Here is a 15,130-nt window from a genome sequence, read left to right as displayed (position 1 = left end):
GACTCAGGCACACTCCAGGGTAGGCTCAAGCGATGCAGCGCACAGCTTTCATATATTGCCGAATCAGTGACGACAAGACGGGTGCAAAGCTCGGTGTGCAAAGGCAGGAGGAAGACTGCCGTGCGCTCGCAGCGGACAGAGGTTACGAGGTCGTCCGAGTCTTCCAAGACAACGACATGAGCGCATACTCGGGCAAGGCACGCCCGGAGTACGCCGCCATGCTGAAAAGGGTGACGGCGGGAGAAGTGGACGCAGTGCTTTGCTGGCATCCGGACAGACTCCACCGCCGTCCAGTCGAGCTTGAGGCATACATCGACGCTTGCCGTGAGGGTGGCGCAGTCACCCATACGGTTAAAGCAGGGGAGATGGACCTCGCCACAGACTCAGGCCAGATGATCGCACGGATGCTGGGTGCCGCTGCCAGGTATGAGTCCGACATCAAGGCCACCAGAATCCGCCGCGCATCGGAGCAGGCAATCCGTGCAGGTAAATGGACGGGTGGAACCCGGCCGTTCGGATGGACGATCTCTGACGGTATCCCCGAGCTTCACCAGCAAGAGTCGAAAGCACTCGCTGAAGCATGCACCCGTGTGCTGAAGGGCGACAGCTTGGGGTCGATCATCCGGGACCTGAACGAGCAAGGACTCAAGACAACACGGGGGAAGGAATGGGGGTACCCACAGTTGGCCAAGGCGCTGCAACGGCCACGAAATGCCGGGTTGGCTGACTACCATGGGGAGATAGTGGGCCCTTCGACCTTCCCCGCCATCGTCTCGGAAAACGTATGGCGGGGAGTGTGCGCAGTTCTTAGCGACCCTTCCAGAAGGCGCTCGCAGTCCAACAAAGCTGTGCACTTGCTCGCAGGAATCGCACAGTGCCACTGCGGTGCCTACGTTCGCTCGGCCACGGTCAGTGGCCGCGACGGCCAGAAGCACCGAATCTATCGGTGCGTGGTGCGGGGTCCTGGCCATGTGAGCAAGCGGATCGAATTCGTGGACCACGTGGTGAACACTGTGATTATTGCAGTACGGTCAGCCCATGCGGCTGCGAAGGGCACAGACGCGGGGCCCGATCCCGAAGCCGAGCGATTGCAGATGGAGGCCACAGCGCTCCGTAAGCGCCAGGACGAGGCGGGCACCCAGGCTGCCCTCGGGAAAATACCTATGCAGATGCTTAGCAACATCAACGCCGTGATCGAGAAAGAACTGGCGGTTGTCACGGCTGCAATGATCCGCATTGAAGAGGCGGCGGTTCGCAGACCGCCGACCGACGAGGATTTTCGATCCGTCTCGATGACCTCAACCGAGGCTGCCGAATGGTTGAGCATGCATATCGATGACCGAAGGGACTACCTCCGCAGCATCTGCAATGTCTTGTTGCTCCCGCACGGCAAGGGCTCCACCAAGGTGTTTAACCCCGACACGGTCCAGGTGGTCATCAAGGCCCCAGGCGAGGGGCCGGGCCCCCTCGCCCAGAGAGAGATCGAGCGACAGACCCGGCAGGCGGAGGCCCTGCGGGGGCAAGGTGCTGGTGCGTTCATGACTTTCCATGTGGGAGGAGAGGCAACGGCCTATCGTATACAAGAAGATGCGGACGGGGCGGCAGATCACGAGAGCGAACCGCATGCTCAGTGGATTCCCCTGCAATGAATCCTAGAAGCTCTCTAAGCCCATTTAAGGGGTTAGGGAGTCAAAGATTGGTGAGAAGACGACTGGGTTCGCATGAAGGCCCCTACGGTGCCTTTCTAGGCCATTGGAGGGGTGCCAGGATTCTTTCTAGCCCTTCCGTCCCGACGATATAGACAAAGCTTCCATGCGGCGGTATAGCGTAGCTCTAGACATCCCAAGGTCCCGTGCAACTTCTGCGGCGGGCTCGCCTGACTGAATCAGGCGAGCGGCCTTTCTGATCTGACTGTCCGTGAATTGCTTCCGTCGCCCTCCCAGATCTTTACCAGCGGCTCGTCTTTTCACGACGCTGTCGGTGATGCGCTCACGTTTAATCTCAAGTTCCATTTGCCCGAGTGCAGCCATGACGGTGAACACCATGGCCCCCATGGGGGTGCTGGTATCAACATCCCCGCCGCCCAAGTTAAGTACCCGCAGCCCGGCACCCTTGCCCTTTATCTCCTCGGCCAACTTGAGCATGTTTACCGTGGAGCGCCCAAGGCGGTCCAGGGTTGTGACTGCCAGGGTGTCCCCTTCGTGCAAGGCGCTCAGTGCCTTGTCCAGCTCCAGCCGTGAGGCCTTAGCTCCGCTCACCCCGTGGTCCACGTACATGTCGTCTCGCCGCACCCCAGCGGCGAGCAGATCAGCCTGTTGCCTGTCTGTGCCCTGCGCCTTGGTGGAAACCCGTGCGTATCCAATCAGCTTTCCCATTTATCTGCTCACATCCATGTGTCTCGCAAGAGTGTTTCGTTGTCCTAAAGTTAACAGGTGGTTGTGAGACATTCAAATGAGACAATTTGTGCGGACCTGTGCTGCGAAATATGTCTCTCAACCAAAGTGTCCCAAAACTCATAGGTTACGAGACGAGGTTGTACGGTGGGGACATGATAGATGCCTCATTGGTCGTCTCGGTTTTGGCGCTCGCGTTCACAATTGTTTCCTTCTACTGGTTGCAGGCGCGTAAGGGCTGTCTCAAGCTCTACCCCGTGTCTACCTTCAGCGGCGCTGCGGCGGACCCGTACTTCTTGCTGCGGCTGCCAATCATGATCTACAACAGCGGAGCAAAACCTCGTGTAGTGAGCGGCCTCCGGCTTCGCCTTCAAGGCGAGGAGTCGGCACTCTTGGAATGCCACACCTTCCGTACGGGTGCCCGGCCAAAATCTGAGGACATAGAGGATTTCTTCCACCCCTACGTCGTCCCAGGTCGGGAGGTCATAACCAAATTCGCTCATTTTCGAGGTGAGGGATTCTCACGACTGCTCACGGATGTGCCCTCGTCGTTCGTCGTCGAGGTGCAACACGAGGGTAAGAGTAAATGGAAGGCGCTCGGCGAACTCGTAGTTCATACCGAGACCATGTTTACGGGCAACTACATTTCGTACAGCAACAACTCAGGTGTCTGGCGCGCAGAACAGCTTGATGAGGCTAAGAAGTGGAGAAAGAAACTTGCCGAGGAACGCGAGCCCACCAAGCATGAAGAGGAAGAAGGTCGAGGAACGTCGTAACGGGGGAGGGGACCCGGCGAGGGGCAGCCCCATCCCCCGGTCGTCCTAGCCGCCCCCTAGCCGGGCGGGTTGGGAAGTTTCTCCTGGGGTTGCCGGGTCGTCACAATACCGAAGGTTCCCTTGTCCGCCCGCGCTGGGCGGAAAAGTTCCCACTGCCCAACTTGCATGCCTTCGTAGGCAGGGTGCAGCCGGGCTGCCGCAGGGAACTGGTAGAGGTGTGGAAGTAAGTCCTCACTGAAAGCCATGGGTGGCCGCATCCCGTCGCGTCCGAACGGGGGGAGATCTCCGTAAGGCAGATCGTTGGCTGCTGCCCACCGTTCCATGTTGCGATTCCGGGGGTGTATCCCAGCAGCATCACGCCAGTACGAAAGTGCGCCCGCCAGCGCGCGGGCATGCCGAAGCTGAGAGTTGAGCGTTTGGCTTACGGGCCACAGATGATCAGGACGAACGCAACGCTTCACGTTGCAAAGATGATCTAAAGTCTTCCGTCGCCCGTGTCCACCGAAGAACCAAACGTAAGAGAAGCGGTGGGCATACCAATGTCCACCCGCGTGCATCTGCCCATAGCCGTCTTCGTTCGGCTGCTCCACCCAGATCCAGCAACCCGTGCCCCAGTCGGCTTCAATCCCTGCCCTGAGCCGTGCCAAGGACTTTTCCTGCCGTTTAGGGCTTCGGGTCGTGAGTGCGAGCCGCTCGTGGGGACGGCAGTAACCGTGGGCAGCGGGGAGGCTTCTGCATCCCTGGGCTTTGCATTTGGGTTGGCTTCGGAGCCACTTTCGGTAGTGCTTATCACAACGGCCCCTGCGGCTGCTGCCCTCTTGGCACCCCACCTCAAGGCAGGGCCGAGAGCCAGCCGCCGTGCTCCTCATGCTGTCCCATGTTTTTTGCTTGGTCGTCCCAAGGACTCCACGGTCGACCGCAGCTGATACGCGGATTTTGATCGGCTGAGGGCGGGGTGTCGCAGGCCTACCCTACTAGGGCTTTCAGAGTTCCTGTCTTCTAGCAGCACGGGCCGCCCCCAAGCGGTCTGTGCTGTCTCTCCATTCTGCCGCATTGTCCTTCGCTGCCCATCCTGTTCCCTCCGTAGGTGTCACTGCTCGGCAGGGTCGCTGACGCTGCCGAGCAGACCAGGAAAAACTAACACAAAAATGGCAGCACGAATGCCGCGCGTGTTTACATTGGATGACATCCCGTGTATAAGCTTCACCTTCGTGAAGCTTTCCAGCTATAGGTGCTCGGTGAACAACGTAAACCTGTGACCCACGACTGGGGTTAGCTGTCGATTATGCTCCTCCCGTCCGGCATGAAAACCATCGCGGAACCGTCGCGTCGTTTCAGGCTTATCCTCTTGCCACTCGCCAGAGCAACGGTCAGCAGGTCTGTCTGGGTCGCAGCGCTCACACTCCCCGATCCTCCGGGCAAATAAACCTCAAAGCCTGAATCATCTGAATCCCAGCTGAGAGAGCGCGTCCCCAGCGCCTTCATAATTTTCATTGTGACTTCGTCATCAGAAAAAAGTGCATCTTCGTTTTGGGGAGGGGTTCCGGCGGTACGGTCGAATGTTTTCTGCATACGTGCTACGTCACGTTTCAGGGACCGCACCGTAGTTAGCACTTCATCCAAGAGGTCAGCTTCGCCGCGTTTAGGAGTTGGCTCTGTGCTTCCATCCGAAGGTGCAGCCGAAATCACCTTCTCAAGTTTCGGCCAGTGCTCCTTGAATAGGACTTCAACTGTGCCCTCGCCTAGGGGTTCTTTCATGGCCTTATTCAACGATTTGATAAGGCTTAGGACGGCTTCTCTGTCCGAAGCCTCTGAGTTCTGAAACTGTTTGATAGGGCCATTCACGTCGCTGTCGGTGAGTCCAACGAGGAGGGGAGCCACCTTAGAGGTGTTGAGTGATTTCCCAAGGGCACCTGCTTCGAAGTTGATCCAAGGAGAATTCTGATTAGAAGGTGTGACCACGAGGATCCCATAGGTGGACGTTTCAAGTTCGTCAGCTATTTTGTTGAGTCCCCGGTCGCCCTTATCAATGTCTTCTGACGATACGAACGGCGTAACTTTGCCATCGAGTAGTTGAGGTAGCCAAGTGCGAAGCGCGAGGGCCACATGCTTTGACTGCTTTCCCGACCAACTGATGAATACCTGCACTGGAAACCTCTCGATGATGGGGGCCCAATGCTGATGGCCGCCCGCTAATGTCTGTGACCAGAATAACCATCAGTAGGCGTAACCCCCTTATCGAAGTAACGCCTGAGTTATGGACATTGGGTGAAGCCTCTGATCGACCGCTGCCCGCGAAGCTCCGACAGAGCGGGCATTGGTCTACGGTAGCGTGATCGCAGGTGTAGCAGTCCGCAACGGGGGAAGTAGATGGAAGCTCCAATCTGGGCCGCATGGATTGCGGCAGGTGCGTCAGTGCTGGCGCTGTTGGGCAACGTCGCCCTCCAACTCTGGCAAGGCAAGAGATCGGCCGACCATCAGGCGAAGCTCCAGGCACAACAACTGGAGTTCCAGCAAGCGGCTCTTAGTCAGACTGCTGAGTCGGCCTATATGGACTGGCTGAGAGACAAGCGTCTCGATGCCATGATCCGATTGCAGGATGCTTTTGAAGAAGTCATGACCGTTCGCGATCTTTGGGGTTTCAGCGAAAGCCGGGGCGACAATACGACGGAGTGGAACAGAAGGGTGAACGCGGCCAATAACCAAATGGCCTCAGCTGCCTACCGTGTGCGTCTTGTTTTCGGTATAAATCTTGACCTCTTGAAGCGATGCACGGAGTTGGCGGCGCTCGCAGACAAGATGTGCAGACTCCTTTTGCTGCCTTGGGAAAGTGGCCAAAAACTGAGCAACTGGGAGAGTCAAATCCTGCGGGATCACCGCCGGTGGCGGGATGAGTTCGACGAAAAATACTCGGTCATCTGGACTCAGCTGCACCTGTTAACTACACCGCTGCCCAAGAGCGAGTGGGAACAAGTCCGGAGAAATCTTGCTGACCAGGAAGAAGCGCGCCACTGACACTATCTGAATAGCGGGCATCAACACTTCCCGCATGCCTCCATGTGTCATGAACTGCACGCGCTGATCAGACGGGGTTGTTATCTTTAGCGGGGGGAATCGGCCCCTATCGAACAGGAAGGCCACCATGGCACAGGTATGGATTTGGAACACTTTCGGCACGCAGATGCTCCGCGCCGACGCGATCATAAGGATCGAGTCCTCCGTTTCAGGAACTGAGGCACAAGTGAGCGTCACGACTACGGCCGGACAGGCATTGGTCTGGGCCAAGAATGTAACGCGCGAAGAGGGCGAAAACTTTGATTACGAGGTCGCGACGGGTGTGGCACAGGGCATGGCCGTTCAGGTGGCCCAGACCTTGGCGGTGCAAGAAACCTCGAATGCCCCCGTGAAGGTGCTCAATTTCATGGCCGAAGAAGAAGCTCAGGCGTCGTAGCAGCGAACACTTAGAGAACCCACCTGCGGGTGGGTTCTCTTTGGGTCATTTCTGAAGTGTGTGTGTAAGTTGTTCGGCCTTGCCTGGGATGTGCACGGTCCACGCCAATAGCGCGCACGACGCCGTCACAAAGATCTCCACGCTGCCGCTGCTGGCCGGAGCCAATATCTCCAGCTCCTTCGTGGTGCCGACTGTTGCTTCCTGCATCGATCTCGTGGTCCATTGTGTCCGGAGCCCTGCCGGCAAGCGTGAAGTTGCGGAAATCCTGGCACTGGGCCGGCGGGTGGAAAACGGAGTCATTGAATCGAGCCTCGTGTTCCAGCGCGAGAATGGAAGACTGGAGGCCTCACCGTCCTCGTTGCCGTCGCCGGACAAGTTCGCACGTGCGGGGATGAACCTGGCCGAGCTCCTGGAACCGGCAGCATGAGCGCCGTAGCGGGACTGACACTGGGAATGGGCCTGTTCCTGGTGTGGTGGTCCTGCTGGGCTGTTCCCGAGCGAGCGCCGAAGCTGCGTCATTCCGGGCGGCTCGAGGAGCTGCTGCGGGCATCGGGTGTCACCCGAGTGACGCCGGGTGGACTCGTTCTGAGCAGCGCCCTGCTGGGCGTACTGGTATTGCTCGGGGCCTGGGCCCTCACCGGCTCTCTCCCGATTGCGGGCTGCTTCGGAGTCTTCGCCTCGGCTCTCCCTGTTACTGCTGTGCGGTGGCAGGCTGCGAGAAGGAGTGCGTCCCTGCTGGAGCTGTGGCCCGATGCAGTCGACCATCTGCGCTCCGCCATCCGTGCCGGCATGTCCCTGCCGGAAGCCCTTATACAGCTTGGCGTCAACGGACCTGAAGAACTTCGTGCGCCGTTCCGGGAATTCGGTGCCGACTACCGCTCCGGGGGCTCATTTGACGACGCGCTGGACGCCCTCAAAGACCGTCTCGCGGACCCCGTGGGGGACCGGATCGTAGAATCCCTGCGCATAACCCGGCAGGTTGGCGGGTCGGACCTCGGACGGCTGCTGGGGACGCTGGCCGAGTTCCTCCGTGAGAATGCACGGACACGCAGCGAGTTGCTGGCCAGGCAGTCCTGGACGGTTAATGCTGCCCGGCTGGCAGTGGCAGCGCCGTGGATAGTCCTTGTCCTCATGGCCACTGCGCCTGAAGCTGTAAAGGCCTACAACACGCCGGCAGGGGCAGCAGTACTGGCCGCCGGCATGGTCATCTCCGTGGGCTGCTATCGGCTGATGCTGCGCATCGGGGCGCTGCCTGCCGAGAGGAGGGTCCTTCGGTGAGCGGCGTCTGGCCCCTGGCCATGCTGACGGGAGCATGCCTTGGCACCGGCCTGTGGCTGTCCGTCGTACGCCTGCCGTTCTTGCGGCCCATCTCTTTCGCCGACCGGATCGCGCCGCAGCTGCGCTCCGTTTCTCCGGGTTCCAGGCTTCTCGCATCCGCGGATATCACCCCGTTCGGTCCCCTTGAACGGGTGTTTCGCCCTCTGCTTGCCGAACTGGCGGGAAGGCTGGAACGCCTGAACCCGACGGCGTCCTCCCTGCAAAAGCGTCTGGACCGCGCGGGAGGACACATGAGCGTCCTTGAGTTCCGCTCCGCGCAGCTCCTGTTAGCCGGCACAGGACTGCTTGCGGGCGGAGCCTGCGGCATGTGGCTGGCAGTCAACGGACAAATCTCGGTTCCTGCAGTCGGGACACTGTCCCTGGCCACAGGCGTACTGGGCTACCTGCTCCGTGACTACCTCCTGACCAGACAGGTGAGGAAGCGGGAGGCGCTCATGCTTGCAGAGTTTCCAAGCCTCGCTGAGATGATGGCGCTGGCGGTCGGGGCGGGGGAAAGCGCGGGCGGTGCCCTGGAGCGTGTAACCCGTGTCTCAGGCGGCGAGCTGTCCAGGGAATTCGGTCGGGCGCTCGCGGAGACCCGCTCCGGAATTCCGCTCCTGGCAGCCTTGGGCAATATCTCGAAACGTACCCAGCTGGCCCCGCTCTCCAGGTTCGTGGACGGTATGTCCGTGGCCATCGAGCGTGGCACCCCGCTGGCAGATGTGCTGCGGTCGCAGGCCCAAGATGTCCGTGACATGGCCAAGCGGGAGCTTATGGAGGAAGCCGGCAAGAAGGAGATCGCGATGATGGTTCCGCTGGTCTTCGGTGTCCTTCCATTGACCGTCCTCTTCGCGGTCTTTCCAGGTCTTTCCCTTCTCAGTATTGGACTGTGATGACACCAACGACAGCCAACCCACGATCCCGGAACACCAACGAAAGGACTTCCATGAGAACACGAATCGCGCTGCGGACGCTGCCCGCCCTGCTGGCGGTCACACTCATGACCCGGCTGCAGGCTGCGCTGCATCCCCCAATCTCTGAGCGGGAGCGGGGCGACGTCCCCGGTTGGGTCATGATCACACTCATGTCCGCCGTACTGGTTGCCGCGATCCTTACCGTGGCGCGGCCTGCATTGGTTTCCCTCTTTGAATCAGCAATCGCCCAAGTCCAGAAGTAGGGACGCCTGCACAAGCAGGGGACCATCCAGAAGCAGCGACGTTCCCCGAGCGGGGGGCGTCGACGGAAGCAACGACGGGAGCGAGGACCGCGAAGCCGGATCCGCCGTCGTTGACTTCGTCCTGGTGGGGGCACTGCTGACGGTCATTGTGGTCGCGGTAATACAGCTGGCGCTGGTGCTGCACGTGCGCAACACGCTCACGGATGCTGCAGCGTCAGGCGCACGCTACGGGACCCTGGCGGACCGGAACCCGCAGGATGGCGTGGAACGAACCCGGCAGCTGATCTCAGGCTCCCTGAGCCCCGGATTCGCGCAGGACATTTCCTACGCGCGGTCGGAGGACTCAGGACACGCGATGCTCAGGGTCACGGTGCGGGCTCCGCTGCCGGTCATTGGCCTGATTGGACCACAGGGAGGAATCGAGGTGGCAGGACATGCCTACTGGCCGGACTGATTCGATGGTTCCAGGTGCAGATCGCCGGGACTCGAACGAGGACGGAAGCGCAGCGGTTGAGTTCGTCTTCCTCGGAGTCCTGCTGCTGGTTCCGCTGGTCTACCTCATCCTCACCGCCGGACAGGTCCAGGGAGCCGCCTACGCGATGGTTGGAGCCGCGGAGCACGCTGCGAAGGTCTACGCCGCTTCTTCTCCAGAAGACGGACCTGATGGACAGGCGCGGGCGGCAGCGGAACTGGCACTCGCGGATTTCGGATTCGACCCGGGTGTCCTTGAGCTCCAAATAACGTGCAGCCCTGAATGCGGAGTCCCAGGATCAACAGTATCCGTCACTGCGGCCATGAACGTTCCACTCCCGTTCGCCGGCGTTCTGGGGATGGATCTGGCACCTGTACGGGTCGATTCGACGGCTATGCAGACAGTTGAGAGGTACCGATGACCCAGATACGCCGGGCGGGTCCGGAAGCAGCGTCGGACGCTCACGACTCAGGCCAGGTCGGAGTGCTGATCATCGGATACGTTGTGCTGGCGTTGCTGGTAATCACGGTCATCGCGGGGGCTTCCTCGGTATATGTCGGCCACAAAAAGCTACTGTCGGCGGCCGACGGCGCAGCCTTGGCGGCGGCCGATACTTTCTCGCTGGCCCAGGTTCAGGGCTCAGACAGTTCGGAGCCGATTGCGCTGCTGGATTCGGGGCGCGTCACGGCGCAGGTCCAGCGTTACCTGGGGGAGAGCCGAGCCGGGGAGGTAACTGCGTCCCTCAGGATCGAACCGGAAACCGGCACCCCGGACGGGCGCACCGCGCGCGTTGTCCTGTCCGGCGTCGTCCATCCGCCGATCGTGAACTTCCTCATCCCGAACGGTATCCGGATTACCGCAGAGAGCGACGCGCGGGCCCGCCTGACGCGCTAACGCCGGGCTGCCGCCGCACGCTGCCGCCCCGCCGTCGCCAGGCACACGCCCGGCCAAACAAAGGCTTGCCTCGGACCCGCTAAACCTCCGCCCGACGAACCTAGGAAGCCTTCGCCTGTTCCTGCGGCGGGTAGTGGCCCCAACCGCCGTGATCGACCTCGAGCAACGTGCCGTCGTCGGCATAGCAAAGGGTCACGCGCTCGCCGTACAGGTCGCAGGCCGGGTCAGGGCAGCGGTCACGCAGCGATCCAACGTAATCGGCCGCCTCGTACTGGTCCCAGTCGTCCAGCTTGCCAATTGCCCAGGGATCGCCCTGTTCGGCCAGCTCTTCGAGCTCGTCGCGGCCGTAGCTGTGTCCGCGCTCGGGGTGGCGGATAGGGGAGGGGGAAGCATTCATCGAGTCGGAAGCTCCTTTCCGGATTGGAGAGCACCAATGTACTCCCGGGCTCTGACATCCAGGCGAACAAAGCTTCGGTGCGTCACGGATCGGCTCGGTCATCCACCGGACACAGCCAAGGCAGGAAAACCGGGGCATGGCGTAGTCTGTAATCACCATGGCTGAAATTGATTTTCCCGCAGAAATCCGCGCCCTCCGCTCTACGTTTGCCTCCATCGAGGACGTCTCAGACGTCGCCGCGATGAAGGAGGACATCGCTGAACTCAGCGAGATGGCGGGGGAACCCAATCTGTGGGATGACCCGGACGCTGCCCAGAAGATCACGTCCAGGCTTTCGCACAAGCAGAGCGCCCTGGAGCGGCTCCAGAAGCTGGAAGCCCGCATTGACGACCTCGAAGTGTTGGTGGAGCTGGCCCAGGACGAATCCGACGCCGACAGCAAGGCCGAGGCCGCGGGAGAACTGGAGTCGCTGCGTAAGGCGCTCTCCGAGCTCGAAGTGGTGACCCTGCTCTCCGGTGAGTACGACGAACGCGAAGCCGTAGTGACCATCCGTGCCGGAGCAGGCGGTGTGGACGCCGCAGACTTCGCGGACATGCTGCTGCGCATGTACCTGCGCTGGGCAGAGCGCCATGGCTATCCGACCCAGGTCCTGGACACTTCCTACGCCGAAGAAGCCGGGCTGAAATCCGCAACCTTCGAGGTCAAGTCGCCCTACGCCTTCGGCACACTGGTAGTGGAGGCCGGGACACACCGGCTGGTGCGCATCAGCCCGTTCGACAACCAGGGACGCCGCCAGACCTCCTTCGCGGCGGTCGAAGTGATTCCGCTGATCGAAGCCACCGACCACATCGACATCCCGGACAACGAAATCCGCGTGGACGTTTTCCGCTCCTCCGGCCCCGGCGGGCAGTCCGTGAACACCACGGACTCCGCCGTCCGCCTGACCCACATCCCCACCGGCACGGTGGTTTCAATGCAGAACGAAAAGTCCCAGCTGCAGAACCGGGCGGCTGCAATGCGCGTACTCCAGTCCCGGCTCCTGCTGCTGAAGAAGGAACAGGAAGACGCCGAGAAGAAGGCGTTCGCCGGCGACGTGAAGGCGTCCTGGGGCGACCAGATGCGCTCCTACGTTCTCAACCCGTACCAGATGGTCAAGGACCTGCGCACCGAACACGAAGTAGGTAACACCTCCGCGGTGTTCGACGGCGAAATCGACGACTTCATCGACGCCGGCATCCGCTGGCGTGCCAACGGCAGCGTCTCAGCGCGTAATTAGCGCGTCGTTCACGAGACGCGCCGCGGAGCACCCTCCGGCGAAAGCCCGGGTCCCCTGAGGGATCCGGGCTTTTTCGTGTGCTCAGAAATAAGCCATTGACGCACATGTGATCTGTGCCATACATTTTCCGTAACCTGAATCGCCTTTCAGGTTAGCGCTCCACCTCCGGCCTGCCCGGCACCCAAAGCAACGCACCGCATGCATCCACTGCAGCCACCGCACTGAAAGGCACACCACCGTGAAGGCAACAACGAAGTTCCTCCTCGCCACGGCCCTGACCACAGGGCTGGCGCTGTCGGCCTGCGCCCCGTCCACCGACGCAGGCACGGCGCCCGCAGAAGGCGGCGACGCGCCGTCGAGCGTCGACGTCGGAATCGTCTACTCCAAGACCGGGCCGCTGGCGGCCTACGGCGAGGCCTACTACGAAGGCCTGCAGGCAGGCATCGACCACGCGACAGACGGCACCGGCAAGGTGGGGGACACCGAGCTGAACATTACCTACCACGACGACGGCGGCGACCCGGACAAGGCGGTGACGGTCGCCAAGGACCTCATCGGGCAGGATTACAAGATCCTCGCCGGAACCGTGGTCTCCGGCATTGCGCTCAAGCTGGCCGAACAGGCCGAGCAGAACCAGGTTCTTTACATCTCCGGTCCAGCGGCAACGGACGCCATCCAGGGCATCAACGAGTACACCTTCCGCTCCGGCAGGCAGTCGCTGCAGGACGTGGCCACAGCGGGGTCTTTCGTGGATGACCTTTCCGGCAAGAAAGTAGTGGTCTTCGCCCAGGACAACGCGTTCGGCCAGGGCAACCTCGCCGCCGTCGAGGCAGTCCTCGGCGCGGAAGGCGCCGAAGTCTCCAGCATCCTGGTGCCCGAGGACGCCACCGAGTTCACTCCCTTCGCCCGCCAGCTCATCGACGCAGCACCGGACATGGCCTTCGTTGCCTGGGCCGGCGCCACGTCGGGTTCAATGTGGCAGGCGCTGGACCAGCAGGGCGCCTTCGAGGCCGCCCCGATCGTCACCGGTCTCGGCGACGCAGCCACCTTCGGAGCATACGGTGCTGCCGGCACCAAGATCTCCTTCCTCAACCACTACTTCCCGGGCGCCGGGAACAACGAGGTGGAGAAGGCGATGATCGAGTCGGTGGAAGCAGCCGGAAAGAAGCCGGACCTGTTCACACCCGACGGCTTCGTCGCCGGGCAGATGATTGTCCAGGCCGTCCGCGAAGGCGGCAGTGACGTCGACGCGATGGTCTCCGCACTCGAGGGCTGGAGCTTCGAGGGGCCTAAGGGAACCACCACGGTCCGCGCCTCTGACCACGCCCTGCTGCAGGACATGTACCAGGTCACGCTCAATGACCAGGGCGGGACGTGGGTCCCCACGCTTGTCGAAACGGTTGCCGCGGACTCCGTGGCGCCGCCGGAAGCCGCGAAGTAGGCCGTGGACCCCATGGACGCACCCATCGCGCTGGAACTCGCCGGCGTCGGGCTCAGCATTGGCGGGGCCCGGATCCTTGACGACGTGAACCTGAGCGTCCGGCGCGGCGAAATGCTCGGCGTGATCGGACCGAACGGAGCCGGCAAGACAACCCTGTTCAACGTCATATCCGGACTCCTCCGCCCCACCGAGGGCACCGTGGCGGTTTCGGAGAACGACGTCGGGCGGCTGGCCGTGCACCGGCGGGCGGCGGCTGGACTGGGACGGACGTTCCAGACGTCCAGCCTCTTCCCGCAGCTGAGCGTCCTCGAAAACGTGCGGCTGGCCGCCCAGGCCAAACTGGGCGGCAGCCTCTCGCTGCTGCGCTTCCCGCGCAGCAGCGACGAAGCCACCCGGATCGCGGCCGGCTGCATCGCGGAAGTGGTACTTGAGGCCAAGGCCGGGGCGGGTGCCGGCGGACTGTCCCACGGGGACAAGCGCAAGGTCGAAATCGCAATGCTGCTGGCCGCGGATCCTGCGGTGATCCTGCTTGATGAGCCAATGGCCGGCGTCGGATCCGGTGACGTTGCCGGACTCTCCGAGGTTATCCGCCGCATGCACCGGGACTCCGGGCGCACCGTGCTGATGGTGGAACACCACATGGAAGTGGTCCTGGGGCTGGTGGACCGCGTTGCAGTGATGCACCACGGTTCCCTGCTGGCCGTCGATTCCCCCGAAGCAGTCATGGCCAACCCGCTGGTCCAGAGCGCCTACCTGGGAGAACCCGTCTGATGAACACCAATACCGCGCCCATCCTGCGGGTGCACCATCTTTCCGCTTCAATTGGCGGGCAGCAGGTCGTCGAGGACGTCAGCTTCGAGGTTCCGGCCTCCGGGGTCACCGGGCTGCTCGGCCGCAACGGTGTGGGCAAAACCAGCACCATCAAGGCCATCATCGGACTCATTCCCCGCACCGGACATGTGGAGCTCGACGGCGAGCGCATCGACGGCGCCGAGACGCACCGGATCATCGCCCGCGGGGTGGGCTACGTACCCGAAGACCGTGAGGTTTTCTCCCGGCTCACCGTCGCCGAAAACCTCCGCCTGGCCGAGCGGGACGAACACCCCAGGCGGCAGCTGGTGGAGGACCTGTTCCCGGACCTGGTGAAGCGCTCCGCCCAGATGGCCGGAACGCTCAGTGGCGGCCAGCAGCAAATGGTCTCGCTGGCCCGTGCCCTGCTGAACACCAATAAGGTGCTTTTGGTGGATGAGCCGACCAAGGGCCTGGCACCGAAGATCGTGCAGGAAGTCGCCGAGGCTCTCGCTGAAGCCGCCCGGACGGTTCCGATCCTGCTGGTCGAACAAAACCTGACGGTCGTGCGGCAGCTCGCTGCCACCGTCACCGTTCTCTCCGGTGGAAAAGTGGCGCTGACAGGCATGAACGCCGGGGATTTCCTCGATGACACGGATCTCAACCACCGGTTGCTCGGCGTGCACACGGGCGCCTCAGCTGAGAACCCGAACCCCGCCGGCACCGCCGCACCGAAGGGAGCCTGAG

The 15,130-nt window shown here is 61.9% G+C and carries 17 protein-coding genes and 1 pseudogene; 15 read left to right on the top strand and 3 right to left on the bottom strand.

Features of this window, described 5'->3' with window-relative positions; translation table 11 throughout:
* The first annotated feature begins 32 nt into the window (after positions 1-32).
* Positions 33-1,649, top strand: a complete 1,617-nt coding sequence (locus ITX31_RS05955; RefSeq protein WP_194782567.1) for a recombinase family protein — start codon at positions 33-35, stop codon at positions 1,647-1,649.
* Between the two features lie 126 nt (positions 1,650-1,775).
* Here ITX31_RS05955 and ITX31_RS05950 read toward each other — a convergent pair whose 3' ends face one another.
* Positions 1,776-2,375: a recombinase family protein gene (locus tag ITX31_RS05950; protein ID WP_194782566.1), complete on the bottom strand. Its 600-nt coding sequence runs from the start codon at positions 2,373-2,375 to the stop codon at positions 1,776-1,778.
* Between the two features lie 173 nt (positions 2,376-2,548).
* On the opposite strand from ITX31_RS05950, the gene ITX31_RS05945 reads away from it, so the two are divergent.
* Positions 2,549-3,169 (top strand): hypothetical protein, encoded by a 621-nt coding sequence (locus tag ITX31_RS05945; protein WP_194782565.1) that lies wholly within the window; start codon positions 2,549-2,551, stop codon positions 3,167-3,169.
* A gap of 1,272 nt (positions 3,170-4,441) precedes the next feature.
* Here the strand turns inward: ITX31_RS05945 and ITX31_RS05940 are convergent.
* Positions 4,442-5,317 (bottom strand): toll/interleukin-1 receptor domain-containing protein, encoded by an 876-nt coding sequence (locus ITX31_RS05940; protein WP_194782564.1) that lies wholly within the window; start codon positions 5,315-5,317, stop codon positions 4,442-4,444.
* 222 nt (positions 5,318-5,539) lie between these two features.
* Here ITX31_RS05940 and ITX31_RS05935 point away from each other — a divergent pair, with 222 nt between their 5' ends.
* From ITX31_RS05935 to ITX31_RS05895, 9 genes and pseudogenes are all read left to right on the top strand, one after another.
* Positions 5,540-6,184, top strand: coding sequence for a hypothetical protein (locus ITX31_RS05935; RefSeq protein WP_194782563.1), 645 nt, complete (start codon positions 5,540-5,542; stop codon positions 6,182-6,184).
* Between the two features lie 127 nt (positions 6,185-6,311).
* On the top strand, positions 6,312-6,620 hold the full coding sequence (locus tag ITX31_RS05930) for a hypothetical protein (RefSeq protein WP_194782562.1): 309 nt from the start codon (positions 6,312-6,314) through the stop codon (positions 6,618-6,620).
* A 73-nt stretch (positions 6,621-6,693) separates the two neighbouring features.
* Positions 6,694-7,047 (top strand): annotated as a pseudogene (locus ITX31_RS05925) (CpaF family protein); the annotation flags it as partial.
* Entirely contained in the window at positions 7,044-7,898 is an 855-nt protein-coding gene (locus ITX31_RS05920; protein ID WP_194782561.1) for a type II secretion system F family protein, read from the top strand. The pseudogene ITX31_RS05925 and the gene ITX31_RS05920, both read left to right, overlap by 4 nt.
* A complete protein-coding gene (locus ITX31_RS05915; RefSeq protein WP_323745594.1) occupies positions 7,895-8,830 on the top strand; it encodes a type II secretion system F family protein in 936 nt (311 codons plus the stop codon). Before ITX31_RS05920 ends, ITX31_RS05915 begins: the two co-directional genes overlap by 4 nt.
* Before the next feature lie 53 nt (positions 8,831-8,883).
* On the top strand, positions 8,884-9,114 hold the full coding sequence (locus tag ITX31_RS05910) for a hypothetical protein (RefSeq protein ID WP_194782560.1): 231 nt from the start codon (positions 8,884-8,886) through the stop codon (positions 9,112-9,114).
* Positions 9,083-9,568 carry a TadE family protein gene (locus ITX31_RS05905; RefSeq protein ID WP_194782559.1) on the top strand — a complete coding sequence of 162 codons (486 nt, stop codon included), beginning with the start codon at positions 9,083-9,085 and terminating at the stop codon, positions 9,566-9,568. The genes ITX31_RS05910 and ITX31_RS05905 overlap by 32 nt, the downstream gene beginning before the upstream one ends.
* Positions 9,549-10,007, top strand: a complete 459-nt coding sequence (locus tag ITX31_RS05900) for a hypothetical protein (protein ID WP_194782558.1) — start codon at positions 9,549-9,551, stop codon at positions 10,005-10,007. Before ITX31_RS05905 ends, ITX31_RS05900 begins: the two co-directional genes overlap by 20 nt.
* Complete coding sequence (locus ITX31_RS05895) at positions 10,004-10,480, top strand: pilus assembly protein TadG-related protein (protein ID WP_194782557.1); 477 nt, start codon at positions 10,004-10,006, stop codon at positions 10,478-10,480. The genes ITX31_RS05900 and ITX31_RS05895 overlap by 4 nt, the downstream gene beginning before the upstream one ends.
* 100 nt (positions 10,481-10,580) lie before the next feature.
* Here ITX31_RS05895 and ITX31_RS05890 read toward each other — a convergent pair whose 3' ends face one another.
* The gene (locus ITX31_RS05890; RefSeq protein ID WP_194782556.1) at positions 10,581-10,877 is read right to left on the bottom strand and encodes a hypothetical protein; all 297 of its coding nucleotides are present in this window, start codon (positions 10,875-10,877) and stop codon (positions 10,581-10,583) included.
* Between the two features lie 157 nt (positions 10,878-11,034).
* On the opposite strand from ITX31_RS05890, the gene prfB reads away from it, so the two are divergent.
* The 4 genes from prfB (at position 11,035) to ITX31_RS05870 (ending at position 15,129) form a co-directional block, all read left to right on the top strand.
* A complete protein-coding gene (gene prfB / locus ITX31_RS05885) occupies positions 11,035-12,153 on the top strand; it encodes a peptide chain release factor 2 (RefSeq protein WP_194782555.1) in 1,119 nt (372 codons plus the stop codon).
* Positions 12,154-12,391: 238 nt separating this feature from the next.
* On the top strand, positions 12,392-13,594 hold the full coding sequence (locus ITX31_RS05880; RefSeq protein ID WP_194782554.1) for a substrate-binding domain-containing protein: 1,203 nt from the start codon (positions 12,392-12,394) through the stop codon (positions 13,592-13,594).
* Between the two features lie 12 nt (positions 13,595-13,606).
* Positions 13,607-14,365 (top strand): ABC transporter ATP-binding protein, encoded by a 759-nt coding sequence (locus tag ITX31_RS05875; protein WP_194782553.1) that lies wholly within the window; start codon positions 13,607-13,609, stop codon positions 14,363-14,365.
* Positions 14,365-15,129, top strand: coding sequence for an ABC transporter ATP-binding protein (locus tag ITX31_RS05870; RefSeq protein WP_194782552.1), 765 nt, complete (start codon positions 14,365-14,367; stop codon positions 15,127-15,129). Before ITX31_RS05875 ends, ITX31_RS05870 begins: the two co-directional genes overlap by 1 nt.
* Position 15,130: the final 1 nt, after the last annotated feature.

It is taken from the genome of Arthrobacter gandavensis (genome assembly GCF_015355785.1).
In the GTDB taxonomy this organism is placed as follows: domain Bacteria; phylum Actinomycetota; class Actinomycetes; order Actinomycetales; family Micrococcaceae; genus Arthrobacter_B; species Arthrobacter_B gandavensis_A.
The sequence above is the reverse complement of the archived record's forward strand: the minus strand, read 5'-3'. Positions and strand labels throughout refer to the sequence as shown.